Raw genomic sequence first — 16,223 nt, 5'->3', positions numbered from 1 at the left:
ACCGCATGCCTGTTGCCCCCCGCATCTCGCTGCCCCAGCCTCCAGGAAGGAAAGAAGTCCACCCCATCTATCCCAGGTCTCCTGGCCAGGAAAGCTTTACAAGCACGCGAGTTGCGGGTCATCCGTGCCTCACATCCACAGGGATATTTTCGCCACGCAACCGTCTGCCTTCACTTTCATTCCATCATTGACAGATGACAATCCGCCCTGCACCTTGTCATTGGTTGCGAAGCCATCACAGAGGGGGCGTAAGAATGGCAACCACCGCTCCCAGGAGAACACCATGTCCGAGAACACCAAGGCCAAGAAGCCCCTGCCGAAGCTGCGCCCGCTCCTGACCGAAGAAGAACTGGCGCGGGTGATGGGGGCGCGGGGGAACGCGGTCATCCTCGAGCCGCCCGAGACCTCCAAGGAGGTCGGTGGGACCGGCGCCATGGGTTGCCCGGGCTAGACTCTCGGAGCCTGATGGAGTTGGGCGCGCGGGGCGCCATACCCGGGTTCCGCGCGCCGTTTCATGCGCGCGGTCTACAGGAGCCCCGAGAACACCCCGTGCTTTCGCAGGGACAGGCATTGCTCCAGCACCCGGGGCACCGCCTCCTCCAATTCCTGCCCCCCATACACCTGGGCCAGCAGCCGCACCGCCTCTTCAGGAGCCCTTCCCTCGAACAGGCGTTTGAGCAGGAACACACTCACCTCGTCTAGACGCAGCTCGTCCCTGGGATGAGAGGAGAAGCCATCCAACCACCCAGCGATCACCTCCTGGGGCGACCTGTCCGGAAAGTGCGCGGCGACCGTCTTCAATACGCGCTCCCGGCCGGGCCGGACATGGACCAGTGTCCACAGGAGTTTCGCCGCGGGGTCTGTCGTGGACCGGCGCTCGTCGAGCACCCACTGCTCCCTCGCATGGGACTCGAACGATTGCATGAAGGCGGGGATGACTTCGCCGAAACGCTCCCGGGCCAGTTCGGCGGCCTGGGTCGCGAGCGCGGCGAACCTTCGCCCTGGCCTGGCCAGGTGCTCCAGCACCCGGTAGACGGTGTCCAGGTCGGCCGTGCGCACGAGCGTCAGGGTCAAACGCAGGTGCTGCGCCGTGTCTGTCTCCGCCAGGACCGCCAGGGTCTGGAGCCGCCGCGCGGCCAGCGGATCCCGGAACGCATCCGCGGCCACCCCGGGCAGGCGGTACGCGTACACGGGACGCAACCGCATGAACGCATTCGTCGACGCGACGAGCGCCACCGTCAACCCCTCCAGCGAGTACATCGAATGGATGGCGTGGAGGTCCGTGGCGGCCACCGCGCCGGCGGGAAGATGCCGGACATCCGTGAGGCTGAGGGTGCCCCACTGGAGATGGGTGTTGAAGTGGACCGGGGACGGCTCGAACGCATAGCGCGCCTCCAGCAGGGTCCCTTGCAACACCCCGTACACGTCATAGGCGCTCGCCGAGTTGATGTTCGTCACGAGCTCGTGCCAGAAGTAGAGCCCCAGGAAGAAGCGCCCGGACTCGAAGACAATGAGCGGCGTATGGCCAAGCCCCACCTTGAAATCGCCCTGGGGGGGAAGACGCTCGACCGTCTGCAACCAGGTGACATACTCTTCCACGCTGAACTGGCGCACCCAGTCATCCGACTGCCGCAAGGCCTGCTCGACGATGCCCGAGAAGCATTTTTCGTTGTAGTGCTGCGCGTGCCATTCCCGCTGGATTCGCTCACCCAACTCCTGAAATACGCGCATCGCGGAACCCCTGGGGGACGGTCCTGTGTCTGGCTTCTGGGGCGGGGCGCTGGGGCCTTGCCGCCACGGTCGCTGAAGTACAACACAACCGCTGACGCGACAAGGTAGACAGGTTGCCCATTCCCCACCGGAGCCCCCGGTGACACGGCCCTGAAAGGACACCCCGGCGCGATGCGTTCACCGAAGAGCCTTCCCCGCGCGCTGGCGCTCGCGCGCCCGTTGCTCCCCCTGCACCACGTCATCGTGCGAACTCCGCTCCTGGGGTTCGACGTGTTCGCGGCCTGGGGCGACACCGCCGCCGGGGCGGCCGGGGCCTCGCGCGCCGCGAGCCGTGCACGACTCGATGCGCTGCTGCGCGACCCGTTGATCGAGCAGGCCCTGCGGCTGGCCTCCCCCGCCCTCAGCGGGGACATCGCCGTATGGCGCGAGGCACCCGACAGCGGTCATGGGCTGAAGGTCGAGCGCGCGCTGGTGAAGTACCTGTCGCGAATGGCCGGGAAGCCCACGCCCCTGGGCCTGATGGGGGGCTATTCCCTGGGCACGCTGGGCGGCGACACCCGCCTCGAACTCGAGGCCCCGGCGGCCTACCGGCGACAGAGCCGGCTGAGCTACGAGTATCTCCACCAGCTCGCGGCGGTGCTCCACGGGGCGTCCGGACCCGACGCGGAGCGACGCCTCGCTCCCAACACCAGCCTTCACACGACCGCCGGCCATGTCCGGTACGCGAGGACGTCGAGCAAGCGCGCGAGGCGGTATGAATGGGTGGCCCTCGAGGACGACGAGCACCTCCAGCGCGTCCTGCTGCGCGCCCGGGAAGGCGCGACCCCGCGGGAGCTGGCGGCGGTGCTCTCACAGGAAGGCGTGGACCCGGCGGAGGCCCTGGACTTCGTCCGGCAGCTCCTGGAGCTGGAGGTCCTCCTGCCCACGCTCGCGCCGCCGCTGACGGCCCTGAACGGGCTCGAACACCTGGAAGCGGCGGTGGCCGGAACACAGGCGGGGGCGCCGCTCGCCCAGCAGCTCGGAGCGGTCCGGGAGGCACTCGCGGAGCTCGACCGCGAGGGAGCGCCTCGTGACAGCGATGGCCTCGCTGGACTGCACCGCCTCCTGGAGCCGTTCGGCGTTCCCCTGGAAGGTCGCCGGCTCGTCCAGGTCGACCTCGTGAAGCCCTCCCGGCGGATGCACCTGGGCCCCCCGGTGCTGGAGGAGCTGGCGAAGGCCATTGCGCTCACCCACCGCATCGGGGCTTTTCCCCTCCCCGCGGCACTCCGCCAGTTCCGCAACGCGTTCGTCCAGCGCTTCGGCACCCGCGAGGTGCCCCTGCTCGAAGCCCTGGATCCCGAGTTTGGCGTCGCGTTCGACCCGACGCTGGGACCGGAGGACTTCGCGGGGGTCCACGCGGATGGAGCGACGGCGGACTGGCTCCGGGTGACCCGGGCGCAGGAGGAGCACTGGCTCGGGAAGGTCACCGACGCCCTGCATCGCAACCTCACCGAAATCACCCTCACGGATGAGGACGTCCTGGCGATCCCCGCCTTGACGCCCCCTCCGCTGCCCTCCCTGATGACGGTCGTCGCCGCGGTCGCGGCGCGTTCCGAGGCGGAGCTGGAGGCGGGGCACTTCCAGGTCCGCCTCGATCATGTCAGCGCGGGTGCGCGCCTCCTGTCCCGGGCCGCCCGGGTCTTTCCCCAGGTACGGGAGGAGCTGGTCGGCAGGCTGTCGCGCCTGGAGCAGGAGTCCGCCGGCCCGCTCCATGCGGAACTCGTCCACCTGCCGGAAGGCGCGGTGGGCGACCTCGTCGCGAGGGTGGCCCTGCACGAACGGGAGATCGTCTTCCTGGGCCAGCCCGGCGTCCCTCCCGAGCACCAGCTCCCGGTGTCGGACCTCCGCCTGTCCGTGGTGGGAGCGCGCATCCACCTGCGCTCCGAGCGCCTGGACCGGGAGATCCATCCCAGGCTCTCCAACGTCCACGACTACTTCGGGCCGAACCAGCCCGTGTACCAGTTCCTCGCCACCCTGGAGCACCAGGACACGACCCCCGCCCTGGCCTTCAGCCTGGGGAGGGCGGGTCGCGCCCGCTTTGTTCCACGGATCGTCTGGGGGCGGCTGGTCCTCTGCGTCGCGCGCTGGACGGTGTGGCGGGGGGACCTGGGCGGCCCGGAGGGACTCGACGGGCTGCGCCAGCAGCTGCGGCTGCCGCGCTTTGTCTACCTGGAAGAAGGGGATGCCCCCCTCCTCGTGGATCTGGACAATCCCCTCTGCGCCGACATCCTGCGCCAGGCCATCGAGCGCGCGCCCACCACCCACCTCACCGAGGTGTTCCCGGAGCCGCGGACGCTCGCGGTCCGCGATGCCTCGGGGCACGTCTTCCATCACGAGCTCTTCGTGTCGTTCACGACGGGGACCGACGCGCCTCCCACGCCGGTGCGCGGCGTGGGACCGGCTGCCTCCCGTGTCGGCTCCGGGATCCATCTTCCAGGCTCGGACTGGCGCTACCTCAAGTTCTACGCCGCGCCGCTCCTGCTCGACCGCATCCTGGACCGCCTGGCCCCCCTTCTCCGGCAAGGCCAGTCCACGGGCGCCATCCACCAATGGTTCTTCATCCGCTATCAGGACCCCGCGTGGCACCTGCGCGTCCGCATCCTCGGGCCCCCGTCGCGGATCCGCGAGGAGCTGCTTCCACGCATCGAAGAGGAGTCCAGGAGGCTCACGGAGGCCGGCCAGCTCTGGAAGCTCCAGCACGACACGTACGAGCAGGAGCTGGAGCGCTACGGCGGGCGGGAGGGGATGGCCTGGGCGGAGAGGCTCTTCCATCTGGACAGCGAGTTCGCGCTGGACGCGTGCGCACTGAGCGACGACAGCGGCGAGGGTTCCCCCCGGTGGTGGGTCGCGCTGCGCTCGACGCACGAACTCCTCGGCGCGCTGGGCTTCACCCTGGAGGAGCGTTGGGCCTGCGTCCGGAACCTGCGAGACGAGACGCTGTCCCATCCGCGCGGTGGGCAGGGCCTGGAGCTGTTCGCCCTTCGCTACCGGCAGCTCCGGCCCATGCTGGCGCAAGTGCTCGAGTCCGGCGACGCCGGCGCGCGGTTCGAGCAGGCCCTCGTCGGACACCTGGACGCACGCACCCGGAGCCTCCGTCCCCACGTCGAGTCGGCGCGGCGGAGCCCCCTCCCAGCGGGCTGGAGCCTCCAGGGACTCGCGGGAAGCTGCGTGCACATGCAGGTGAACCGGCTGCTCACGCGAGAGGTGAAGCCGCGGGAAGCCCTCCTCTACGACGTCCTGACCCGGCACTACGCGTCCGCGCTGGCACGGCAGCGCATCCCCCGGTCTTCCTCCTGAGCGCCGGCCTCAGCGGTTCTGGACGACGAGCCGCGCCTCGTCCCAGACGAGTCCATAGGCGCGCAGGGTCTCCTCCAGATGCCCACCCGCGGGCGGCGGGTGCACCAGGCTGTCGAAATGGAGAAGACGGATGGTCCGGTCGGACGCCGCCGAAGCCAGGACGGACATGTCGGGCGAGAAGGCCACCGCCGAAAGGAAACCCTGCTGGCCCCGGACCCGCCCGATCAGGTCCCCGCCAGGCAGGCTCCAGACCTTCACCAGCATGTCCATCCCCCCCGAGGCCAGGAACCCGCCATCGGGCGACACGCCCAGCGACAGCACGCCCACGGAGCCCTCGTCCATGCTCCTCAGCAGGTGACCGTCCTCGGCATTCCAGAGTCGGATGGGCTGGTTCATGCCCGCCGTCACCAGATGGTTGTCGCCGGGCGTGAAGGCCAACGCCCGGACGCGGTCGCCGACGTCCAGCTGGCGCAGGGGCTGGCGCCGCCCCAGGTCCCAGAGCCGCACGACCTTGTCCGAGCCTCCGGAGGCCAGCCGGGTCCCCTTCGCGTTGATGGCCAGGGCCCAGATCTTCCCCGTGTGCCCCGCCAGCTGCCCGAGCAGCAGGCCGTCCGGCATCGACCACAGGTAGACGTCACGGTCGCCACCCGCGGCCAGGACCTTCCCGTCCGGGCTGAAGACAAGCCCGCGCACCGAGCCCTTCACGTCGGACAGCTCGCGCAGCTGTCGGCCCGTGGTGGCTTCGAGCAGACGCACCTTCCCTTTCAACGTGCCTGCCGCGATGAGCCGCCGGTCGGGGCTGGCCGCGAGCGAGACGACCGCCTCCGTGCTCTCCGTCCGGGCCGCGGGGGCACTTGCGTCCCCCAGGCGCCAGCGGCGCATGCCGTCCTCCGCCCCCGTGACGAGTTCCTGCTCCTGGGAGAAGGCCAGCGTCTCCACCCAGGATTCGTGACCTCGCAGCAGCACCTCGGCGGGCGCGGAGGGCCGGGCCCAGACATGCAGGGCCCCATCCATCCCCCCGGACGCGAAGGTGCGCCCATCCGGCGACAGGGCGATGCACATCACGAAGGCATGGTGGGCATCCAGGCGCTCCAGGAGTTCGCCGCTGCGTGCATCGAAGAGCTGCACGCGCCCGTCCCAACCCGCCTGGGCCACGAGCCGGAATCGGGGATCGATGGACGTGGCCGAGATGTCCGCTGGAATCTTCAAGACGTCGACGAGCTGCCCGGACCGGGGATTCCAGAAGCGGATGGAATGGTCCGCGGCCGCCGTCATCGCGAGGTTTCCATCCGAGGAGAAGGCGGTCGACTCCACCTTCTCCTCATGCCCGGTGAGGCGGTGGAGTTCCCTGCGGGCCTCCAGGTCCCAGACGCGGGCGGTCTTGTCCATGCTCGTCGACAACAGCCACCGGCCATCCGCCGAGAAGGCCACGGCGATCACATACGCGTCGTGTTCGAAGCGCAGCCGCTCCGTGCCGGACTCCACGTCCCAGACGCGCACGGTGTTGTCCACGCCGCCCGAGGCGAGCTGCTTCCCACTGGGAGAGAAAGCCAGGCCCCGCACGACGTCCGTGTGGCCCTGGAACACGGCCACCCGCCGGCCCTGACGCACATCCCAGACGCGGATCTCTCCCGGCCGGCCGGCGGAGGCCAGCAGCGCCCCGTCCGGGGAGAACGCGATGGCGTGCACCTCCGCCGGATGCTCCTTGAGCTCCGCCACCCGCTCGCCGCTGCCCACATTCCAGATGCGGACGACGGAGTCGAAGCCCGCGGAGGCCAGGAGCTTCCCGTCTGGCGAGAAGGCCACCGCGAGCACGGAGCCCTCGAACTTCTTCGTCCAGAGCTGGCGGGAGGCCCGGTCCGTCGCCCAGCCTTGCCCCCAGCGCGCCACGGCGGAGTCCTGCGACGCGCGCGCCACGGCGAAGTAGCCCGCGGCCAGTCCCCACTGCCGGGACTCGATGGCGGCGTCCCCCTTCGCCAGGTACACGCGCGAGCGGAGCTCCTGCTCGGCCGGGGACGGCCGGAGCGCCTCGGCTTCACGCAGGGCGGGGCGGGTCGCACAGGCGGCGAACAGCAGCGCGAGGATCGCCAGCCTCCTGCCGGGTCCGTTCATGTCAGGGCCCCCTCGAACGACTCGGAAACGAAGTGGAAGAAGAGGGAGATGGACCGCTTGTCGGGAGCCAGGGCGTTGCGCCAGTGCGCGATCTCCCGCCCCTTGTAGAGAACAGCATCCCCGATCCCGAGCCGCACCCCGAGGCGATCCTTCCCCGTGGGAGAGAGCCAGAGCGGCCAGGAGGATTTCCCCGCCGGGCGCGGCCGGAAGTCCACCAGGAGCGAGATGGTGAACTCGCACTGCGGCCGGTCCACGTGCCGGCGCAGCACCGCGCCCGGCATGTACTCCGCGACGTAGCAATAGGAGGGCTTCACCTGGCGGCCGACCAGCGCGGACACGAACGGTGAGAGCTGCCGGTGCAGGAACACCGACACCGCCTCGTTGGAGAGGACGTTGCGCAGGGGCACCTGGACATCGCCTGCCAGCAGGAAGCCCTGGGTGCGCAGTGCCTGGAAGTACGCGGACAGCGAGAGGCAGAAGGGGCGGGAGAAGAAGGCGTCGAGCACGGCGTATCCGCTTCGCCGGAACGACTGACGCTCCTGCGCGGTCGGGCCCGCGGAGACCTGTCGCGCCTCGGTCGGGGGCAGCAGGAGCCCCGCCCCTTCGAGCGCCGACACCAGCATGGACGGGCGGCGACCCGGCGGGGCCTGGCGCCCTTGCGAGAGCTGTCCGAGAAGTTCCGCCTGCCGCGGCTCCAGGTGCACCGGCACCAGGGCCTGCGTCCTTGGCTCCGGCACCCAGGCCAGGACGTACGGAGACGACAGCCGCTCCGCCAGCTCCGGGTCCTGCCCGGCGCCAGGAGCCGTCTCCTCAAGCCGGGCCGCCGGGTTCACCCGCAGCGTGGCGGCAGCGGCGCTTCGGCGGGACGGGCGGGTGGCGCCGCGCACGGGCCGGTGCAGGAACCTCACCGGTCGGGGCACCTGCGAGGGAGGGATGAAGATGCCCAGCCGGCGCAAGGCCCGCTCCTGCGCGTCGGAGACGGCGACGTGCGAGCCCTGGCCCCCGGCACGGCCCAGCAGCTGCTCCAACACGTCGAACAGCGCCGGGTGTTGCGCCCTCGAGATGACGCCTCCCTGCAGCCCCCGCCCCCGGACAGCCGCGGAGATTGCATAGGCGGGCCCCTGCTCATCGACCGGGGTGAGCCGCAGCGTCGGGTTCAGGACGAGTTCCATGGTTCACGTCTCCTGGGAGGAAGTGCGTCCCTCCGCCTGGAGGAGGGGCGCCACGATGGGATGGCTCCTCAGGCGGCCTACGTGCGACAGCAGCTCCTCGCGCCGGTCGCCCTCGTCCTCCCAGGCGAACGACTCGCGCAGCGCCCCCAGCACCGCGTCATCGTCGAGCCCCAACACCAGCAGCCGGAGCAGCTCCCGGTTGAGTTCGTCGAACTCAACCCCCATCACCAGGCTCTCGCCCAGGTCGGCGATCCAGGCCGCGGCCTTCTGGCGGGGCTCCTCGTCGGGGAACCTCTGGCCAATCACCTCCAGGATGGCGCGCCGGGTCGGCAGCACGAGGAGCAATGCGAGGAAGAAGCGATGGTCCGCATCCGTGACGGCGTCCCGCAGCCCCACGATGGCCCGCTCGCGCCGCTGCATCTCGAACACCGTCTGGAAGGTGGCGGTCACCGCGCCATGCCGCCGTCGGGCTTCCGCGAGCGCTGCCTCCCAGAAAGCTCTCGCGGGAAGCTCCTCCGCGAGCTGCTGGAGGAGGAGGAACGTGGAGAGCAGGTCCACCCGCTCCAGCAGGTGCAGGACCCAGCGCTGGTACTCCGCCGGCCGGGTCCTCGCCAGCAGCTTCAGGTACTGGAGCCGCCGGGCCATCAGCGGATCATTCAGGTCCGGATAGAGGCCGATCGACGGCTTCAGGTAGTTGAGCTGCGGCCCCTCGGAGCCGTGCTTGACGGTTCGCACCACGACGGAGATCGACGGGCAGTCGAGGTGGAACAGCGAGTGGATCAACCGCCGGCCCGTGATGGGCCGGACGTCCCCCTGGCGCAGCAACTCGAACTGCTGGAGCGCCAGCTCGCCAATGAGGAAGTGCTCGCTGTGGGAATGGGACGCAGTGAACTGGTAGCGGGAATGGACGCTGGAGCCTTCAAGGACGCTGAAGGCCCCGAAGAAGCCATGCTCGTGCAGCGAGGTCGTCCCCACGACCCAGTGCAGGAGCTGGATGATGAGCCGCCCGTTGTTGAAGGCGAACAGGGCGGGCTCCCCGAACCCATTGTTGACGTTGCCCTGTCCGGGGATCCGCTCCGCGGTCATCAGCCAGCGCGCCACCTGGTCGCTGTCGACATGCCGGTGGCACTCCGCCTCTCGCAGCGCCCGCTCCGCGATGGCGGGGAGCGCCTGCTCGTCATGGCCGGTGGCGGCCCACGCCGCTTCAATCCGCTGCCCCAGCTTCTCGAAGAACTCCATACGCTACGCTCCTCGCCAGACCTCAGGTCAGCGACGCAAGGGGTTGCAGCCGCCCCCCGGCATGGGCGGCCGTGGCACTGGCCAGGGGATACCGGAGGCGGAAGTCCCGCTCGTCCCCCGAGAAGTACAGCGACGGCTGGAGATGTCCCGGCATCCCGTGCTCATGCACCCCGTCTTCCGTGATCCAGATCAGGAAGGCCTCGGCGCGCGGGTCCGTCAGGATGGGCAGCCACCCCCCTGGGGACAGCACGCCCACCTGGCCCTCCGGCCAGCGCTGGAAGAACGCGTCCTCGAGGGAGCGCGACGCACCGGCCCCGATGCCGTCCTCGGAGGCCAACGCGAGCCAGACGGGAACCCGTCCCCCGCTTGGGATGAAGTCCGGGCCCTTCTGCGCGAAGCCCACCAGCTCCCGGTCCGCCGCCGCGGGCTGATCACCCCGGAGATAGCCCGTTCCGCAGGGCGCGTTGATCTCCAGGACCGCTCCTCCTTCGCGCAGGGGCGCTCCCTCCTCGCGAAGGATGAGGTCGACGCCCGCGCTCGCGCCACCGAACCGCGCCAGCAACCGCTCCAGCGCGCCCCGGTCCTCGGTGTGCACGGCCTCCAGGGGGACCGACTCCATCTCCTCGTTCGTGGCCGTGGAGACGCGCAGCAGGCTGCCCGTGGCGGGGACCCATCTCGCGAGGTCCTCCACCGTCCGGATGCCGTGCCCCCAGAGCTGTTGCACCAGCCGGTGCTGCGCACCCTCGGCACGGCGCAAGCGCCGGTACAGCTCGGGGTGCTCCCGTTCGAGCAGCCCTTCCACCGTGCTGACGCCATCCCCCGTGATGAAGCGGGGCCTGCAGCGGAACACGCGGAAGAGTTCGGCCTCGATGAAATGGAGCCGGAGCTCCACCCCTTCCAGCATCCGCTCGACCAGGAGGAATCCCTCGCCGAAGTACCGCGCCGCGGCGGCCCCCAGGTCGGCGGGGTTGCGCAATCCCAGGACAACGGACTCGGAGCTGCCGCCATGGACGTCCTTCAAGGCCACGGGGTAGCCCAGCGCCTCCGCACCCTCCAGCAGCTCCTCCCGGCCACGCACCAGACGGCCGGGCGCGACGGGGATTCCCACGCTCGTGAGCAGGTCCCGGCCAAAGGCCTTGTTCGTTCCCGCCAGGGTCAGGATGCCCGAAACCCCCTGGTCCTGGTTCATGGTGACGAGCTGGCAATGCCGCCCGATGCCCAGATAGAGGGACTGGAAGCGGCCCAGCGCCACCGGCTGGGTGATCCACCCCCGATGGTCCGCGAGGCGGCGATACAGGCCGCACCCCACCCGGTAGGCGTAGCTGTCGTGGTCCAGGCGCATCAGCGTGCGTCGCAGCCGCCCCTCCCCGTCAGGGTCCGGGGGGGCGAGCACGCGGGCCAGCACCTCCGGTGACAGGAGCGGGAAGACGCTCGCGCGGACATGGATGAGCCCCCCCGTCGACGAACCGATACGCAAGGGCTCACCCAGCCCGTGCGACTCGATGAGGTGGGCCCAGCGCGCGATGACGCCTTCCAGCTCACCCGGAGTCCCTTCCAGCCAGGCATGCGCGAGGTCCGTCCCCGACGTGAAGGAGACGCCCCGGTGAACGGCGATGCGCACGACCCTCATGTCCGCTGCCGTGCCTCATTGAAGAAGAAGAGCTGGGTCAGGCGCGCGTTCTCCACGTGATCCCCGAACGCATGAGATTGGGAATGGAAGAAGCTTCCCCGGAACAGCACCAGACGGTTGTACTTCATCGGGAGGAAGAATGCCTGGGTCCAGCGCTCGCGGTGCTTTCCCTCCTGCCCCACGAAATACTCCCAGACCGTCTTGCCTTCCAGCAATGAATAGATATCGGGTACTTCCTCCCGCCCGGGCCACCGCTCCAGCCCCGTTTCGTTGTGCCGCCAGAAGCAGGTGCCGCCCTCGCACTGCTCCGGGGGATTCAGATAGAGGATGCCCCCCCAATCGCAATGGTCGACGTGGATGTCGAATGCCAGGGGGGCCGTCCCGGTCCGGAAGTTGAAACGCCCCGTGCCCGCGGGGTCCGCGGGCACGAGGGGCACCCCAAGGTACCGGGAGATGCGGTCGAAGTCGTCCTGCGTGGCACGGTAGGCGGAGTAGTTCCCGGTCGAGTTCACGTCGCCATAGCGAGCACTCAAGGCCTGACGGCGCATCTCGTCCGCATCGGGAGCGTAGTCATCCACGACCAGGAATGAGAGTTCCGCCATGATGCATGTTTTCCGATAGCGATTGAGCCACTGTGATTGGCGGACTATCGGTTTTTGGACAGGGCATGTCAACAGTTCACAAGGTCCTCCTGGGGTTGCGCATTGCCAGCCACGGTGTGCCGGGTGACCGAGGTGAAGTCGACCCGCGACCACGCGGCCCGAGCCTGTTGACACCGCGGCGACGGAACAGCGTCCGGCAGGAGATTCCCGGAGGCCGCTCCGCCGCCGCGCAGGGTGTTACGGCAGCGCCGTGACCGTGACGGTCTGGGTGGCGTTGTCGTTGCTGCTGTTCGCGTCGTGGTCCAGCCCACCTGCCAACGCGAAGGCCTCGAGTTTCAGATCGCCTGCCGCGGTCGGCGTCCCAGTGACCGTGACCGTGGCGGAAGCGCTCGTGCCCAGGTCACCCAGCTTGCACTCGATGGCGCCGAGGCTGCTGCGGGTGCACGAACCCTGGGAGCTGGTGAGCGAGGTGAACGTCATGGAGCCCGGCAGCCGGGTGGTGGCGATGATCCCCTGCACCAGGGCCGACCCGACGTTGTGAACGGTCACCGTGAAGCTCAGCGGCTGGCCGACAACTGCGGGTGAAGGCGAAGCCGCAAGCGTCGTCTCGGTGTCGTAGGGGAGCGCGACGAACTCGCAGGCATCGCCGAAGCCGTCGCCATCCGCATCCGCCTGGCCGCTGTTGGGGTCGGTGGGGCAGTTGTCATTGCCGTCGATGATTCCATCCCCATCCGTATCGAGCAGGTTGAGTGCTTCGAAATCGATGGGGGTCTCACCTTCCGGACTGAAAAGCGTTCCGCCATTGGTCTTGACCGGGCGGGTGGTCTCGAACTCGAACCGCATCAACTCCCAGTCGTCGAAGCCCAGGAGGAACGTGGTCTCGGAGCTCGCGGTCGGAGCTTTCGCCGGGCACGATTCCTCGAGCCTGCTGATGTAGTTGATGTTCTGTTCGTAGGTGCCCGGGGTCGCTCCACCGCCGTTCCAGTCGATGGGGCCTGTCGCGTCCGCCACCCTGACGTCTCCCATGGAGGTGCCGAACACCACCTTTCGGGGAGCCCCTGTATATCCGATGCCGGCGGCTTCACTCAGGGCGCCCTCGTTGAGGTAATGGGCGGGCCCCGAGGGATCAGGCAGGGCCACTTGCGAGAAGCCCAGGGGGCGCGTCTTGTCACCCCAGCCATAACGGAACTGGAGGCTGTAGGACATGACGCTCAGGTAGTTGGGCTTGCAGTTCTGCTCGTCATCGCCTCCGTGGAGCAGTCCCAGCGTATGTCCCAGCTCGTGCAGATAGGTCCCCTTCTCGACCTCGCGGATGCCGCAGAGCACCCGTGACTCGTTGCCGTAGCAGGAGACCGCCGGATCACCCGTGTAGGTCTTCAGCGAAGGACGGTCGTGGGTCGCGACGAAGCCGTCGTTTCCCCTGTATTTGGCGATCCCTGTCGACCGGGAAGCGTCGTTGAAAGCCTCTCCGAAGATGAAGTAGCGGAAGGCCAGATGCCGAGCCCCCAGGATGTTGGCGCAGTTCGGACTTGCCCGGTCCTGCACGGTGCCGAAGTGCCCTTGACCACAGAGCGCGGGGGTGGAACCAAACTTCAGGTCTTCGAAATACGGGCCGGGAAGGGGGATCCCATTGAGCAACGTCCGCCCGAACGAAATGCTGCTGGAATGGCTGATGGAGTCGCTGTCGTCCACCAGGGTGTGCAGGTAGATGCTTTTCCTGGCGAAGACCTTGGCGACGTCCAGCAGGCCCACCGTGTCAGGCCGGTAGGACACGGTCGGGAAGGTCTTCTTCATGTAGTCCGCTTCAACGAAGATGTCCTTGAACTTGGCGCTGGCGCCGAGCGCCGCGAGGTCAAGGTCGATTTGACCATCCTGGTTGAAGTCGATGCCCTGTCTCTCCCAGTGGTCCATCAACCCGTCGTGATCGCTGTCGACCCGGGTGGAGCGCAGGAGGAGGGCCCCGCTCGCGGTGGTGACCTTGAAGGCCAGGCGGTGATCGCCCCAGGCTTCGGGTTGGGACGTCACGCCGGCCTGCTTCGCGAGCGCAATCGCGTCCCAATGCTCGAAGGCCGTCACGGACCGGTCACCCAGGGTGTCGCCCACCTGCACGACGGGCACCGGACGCGTGAGGTGCGTCAGGAACTTGTTGTTCGAATCCTGCCCCCGGAGATCCACGCGAACGGTCCACAGACCCGCCTGGGTGGTGAATTCGCCAAAGAAACTGGCCTTGTCTGGTGTCGCGGGGAACAGGACGACGAAGCTGTCGTTGCTGATGCCAAGGTCATCCACGGTGTTGTGTACGACAGCGATGCGCCCGGTGCCATAGGCGCTGAAGGCGACGGGGTCCGGGGTCCCCCCGGTTGGATTGAACCCCAGCTCTTCGGGTGTTCCGCTGACCCGGGTCAACCGATAGATGCCATTGGGGTCCCGGATGGCGGCGAAGATGCCAGCGCCTGAGTTCGTTTCCAGGGCGGCTGCCCCAGCGCTGTTCAGGACGCCCTGGAAGACGACAATCGCCCCGTCGTCGCTGATTCCCGGATACTCCCCGACCTGGGAGAAGAAGAGCGTCGTGGCCACATCCGTCACGGTGGCCAGGCTCGTGTTCCGCAGGCGGATCGTGGCCTGGGCCGCGCTGCCCTCACGGCTCACGATGATGCCATCATCGGAGATCATCGGCCGTGCCGCGGTGGGGGTCGTGGTCTGGGTGTAGGTGGGGGAGACGCCCGTGCCCAGGACGTTCGTGGAGCTGTTGTTGGAGAGGGCGACGAAGACGCTCTCCAGGTTGTTGTTCATGCTGGAGCGGCTGATGAGCGAGTTGAAGTTGCTGCCAGATTCGCCACTCCGGGCCAGGACGACGTTCGTGTTGGGATTCGCCGTGTCCCAGCGGCGCTGGATGTAGGCGCCGCTCGACAGGCGGTCCTGCGCGAAGATCCACCCATCGTTGGACAGTTGGACGTGATCGAAGAAGGTGCGGCTGGAGGTCACCCAGCTCGGGGTGACATTGACGGGCGCGACCGGCGTCAGGCTGACCACGGGGGCATCTGGCGAACCGTCTGAGTAGAAGATCGCTTGCCCACTGGAGATCGCCGCGGTGAATCCCACCCGCCCATTGTCATTGATGGAGGGACCGGATTTCAGCTCGGTGATGCTGTTCTCGCCGGTCGCCGCCAGCACCTCGATTTCATACTGCTTCCCGTAGTACTTCACGCCCACGGCGGGAGGGACGATGAGCGTGGCACGTGCGGCCCTGGGCTCATTCGGGTGGGGCGCTTGCGCAGGTGACCGGGGAGGCGCTTCTGCCGGGCCGCATGCGGCGGCCAACAGCAGGGAACCCACCAGTGGCAGACTCCAGTGGGACGGAACCGCGGACAGACCTCGACTGAAGGCGCCGGAAAACCCGGCGATGCGAGAAGACACACTCATGTTGGAAGATTTCCCCCTTGACGTCCGGCCACGCAAAGAAATGCAAGCTGGTCTGTGGTTGCCCTGTGCCAGTGAAAGGAGAGCTGGCTGACGTGGCAACGCCGCGTAGGTACCAGGGCGGGGAATGAACTGCAATTCTTTACTGAACTGGGGTGGTCTTTGGTGAGTGCGGAATTGTGGCGTCTGGTTGGATGGTGCCGTATGTCCTGTGCGGAAGAGAGTATTGCCTCCCCGCATCTGCTGTCGGCGGAGTCAGGGCAAGACGGTCAATGAGAGGGAAGGCATGTCATTGCCGCTGTTGGCGTCGTGGTCGAGGGCCTCGGTCAGGGCGAAGGCCTTGACGGTCAGACTTCCTGTCTTGCTTGGAGTGCATTGGAGGGTGACCGTGAGGGCCCGTCCCGTGGGGAGATCGCCAAGCTTGCAGAGGACGCTGCTCCACCGGTCATGCGTGCAGGAGCCCTGGCTGCTGACGAGCGAGACGAAGTCCAATTGCTCGGGAAGCGGAATCGACGCCCCGACGGACAGGGCCACCTGGGAGCCCGTGTTGCGGACGGTCATCGTGAGGGTGAGCGGTTGGCCAACCCTGGCAGGTAAGGGATTGAGGCTCAGGGTCGTGGCCGTATCCACGGGCAGTGGGCTGGGCTCGCAGACGTCGCCGAAGCCGTCGCCATCCGCATCCGCCTGGTTGCTGTTGGGGTCGGAGGGGCAGTTGTCATCGCCGTCGATGATTCCATCGCCATCGGTGTCGAGCCGATTCAACTTCTCGAAGTCGATGGGGGCTTCGTCTTCTGGGGCAAACCTCACGCGAGGTCTGGGCGCCAGCGCCGAGGCGGGCGGAGTCGCGGGGGCCGCCGGACTCGCGGTCGCTCCCCCATCCAGGGACATTCCCGAGGCAGTGCTGCCCACGCATGCCGTGCCACACATGAGCGTAGGGGCGAGGGCCGCAAGGATGGCGCGGTGTGTGAGCTGTCTCTTATA

The 16,223-nt window shown here is 68.3% G+C and carries 10 protein-coding genes; 2 read left to right on the top strand and 8 right to left on the bottom strand.

Annotated elements, in window-relative coordinates:
• The first annotated feature begins 283 nt into the window (after positions 1–283).
• On the top strand, positions 284–451 hold the full coding sequence (locus D7V93_RS45000; protein ID WP_158623789.1) for a hypothetical protein: 168 nt from the start codon (positions 284–286) through the stop codon (positions 449–451).
• Positions 452–525: 74 nt separating this feature from the next.
• On the opposite strand, the gene D7V93_RS18755 is transcribed toward D7V93_RS45000, so the two are convergent.
• A complete protein-coding gene (locus D7V93_RS18755) occupies positions 526–1,731 on the bottom strand; it encodes a hypothetical protein (RefSeq protein ID WP_120644717.1) in 1,206 nt (401 codons plus the stop codon).
• Between the two features lie 171 nt (positions 1,732–1,902).
• Between D7V93_RS18755 and D7V93_RS18750 the strand changes: the two genes are divergently transcribed.
• Complete coding sequence (locus D7V93_RS18750) at positions 1,903–5,067, top strand: lantibiotic dehydratase (protein ID WP_120644716.1); 3,165 nt, start codon at positions 1,903–1,905, stop codon at positions 5,065–5,067.
• Positions 5,068–5,076: 9 nt separating this feature from the next.
• On the opposite strand, the gene D7V93_RS18745 is transcribed toward D7V93_RS18750, so the two are convergent.
• From D7V93_RS18745 to D7V93_RS46705, 7 genes are all read right to left on the bottom strand, one after another.
• Positions 5,077–7,179, bottom strand: a complete 2,103-nt coding sequence (locus D7V93_RS18745) for a WD40 repeat domain-containing protein (RefSeq protein WP_120644715.1) — start codon at positions 7,177–7,179, stop codon at positions 5,077–5,079.
• Entirely contained in the window at positions 7,176–8,351 is a 1,176-nt protein-coding gene (locus D7V93_RS47390) for a hypothetical protein (RefSeq protein ID WP_120644714.1), read from the bottom strand. The genes D7V93_RS18745 and D7V93_RS47390 overlap by 4 nt, the downstream gene beginning before the upstream one ends.
• Before the next feature lie 3 nt (positions 8,352–8,354).
• Positions 8,355–9,590 (bottom strand): cupin domain-containing protein, encoded by a 1,236-nt coding sequence (locus tag D7V93_RS18735; protein WP_120644713.1) that lies wholly within the window; start codon positions 9,588–9,590, stop codon positions 8,355–8,357.
• Positions 9,591–9,612: 22 nt separating this feature from the next.
• On the bottom strand, positions 9,613–11,220 hold the full coding sequence (locus D7V93_RS18730) for a hypothetical protein (RefSeq protein ID WP_120644712.1): 1,608 nt from the start codon (positions 11,218–11,220) through the stop codon (positions 9,613–9,615).
• A complete protein-coding gene (locus D7V93_RS18725; protein WP_120644711.1) occupies positions 11,217–11,822 on the bottom strand; it encodes a DUF6445 family protein in 606 nt (201 codons plus the stop codon). The genes D7V93_RS18730 and D7V93_RS18725 overlap by 4 nt, the downstream gene beginning before the upstream one ends.
• A gap of 237 nt (positions 11,823–12,059) precedes the next feature.
• Positions 12,060–15,158 (bottom strand): DUF11 domain-containing protein, encoded by a 3,099-nt coding sequence (locus D7V93_RS18720; protein WP_147451226.1) that lies wholly within the window; start codon positions 15,156–15,158, stop codon positions 12,060–12,062.
• Between the two features lie 339 nt (positions 15,159–15,497).
• Positions 15,498–16,049 carry a DUF11 domain-containing protein gene (locus D7V93_RS46705; RefSeq protein WP_244237374.1) on the bottom strand — a complete coding sequence of 184 codons (552 nt, stop codon included), beginning with the start codon at positions 16,047–16,049 and terminating at the stop codon, positions 15,498–15,500.
• Positions 16,050–16,223 lie beyond the last annotated feature (174 nt).

It is taken from the genome of Corallococcus llansteffanensis, assembly GCF_003612055.1.
GTDB lineage: Bacteria > Myxococcota > Myxococcia > Myxococcales > Myxococcaceae > Corallococcus > Corallococcus llansteffanensis.
The sequence above is the reverse complement of the archived record's forward strand: the minus strand, read 5'-3'. Positions and strand labels throughout refer to the sequence as shown.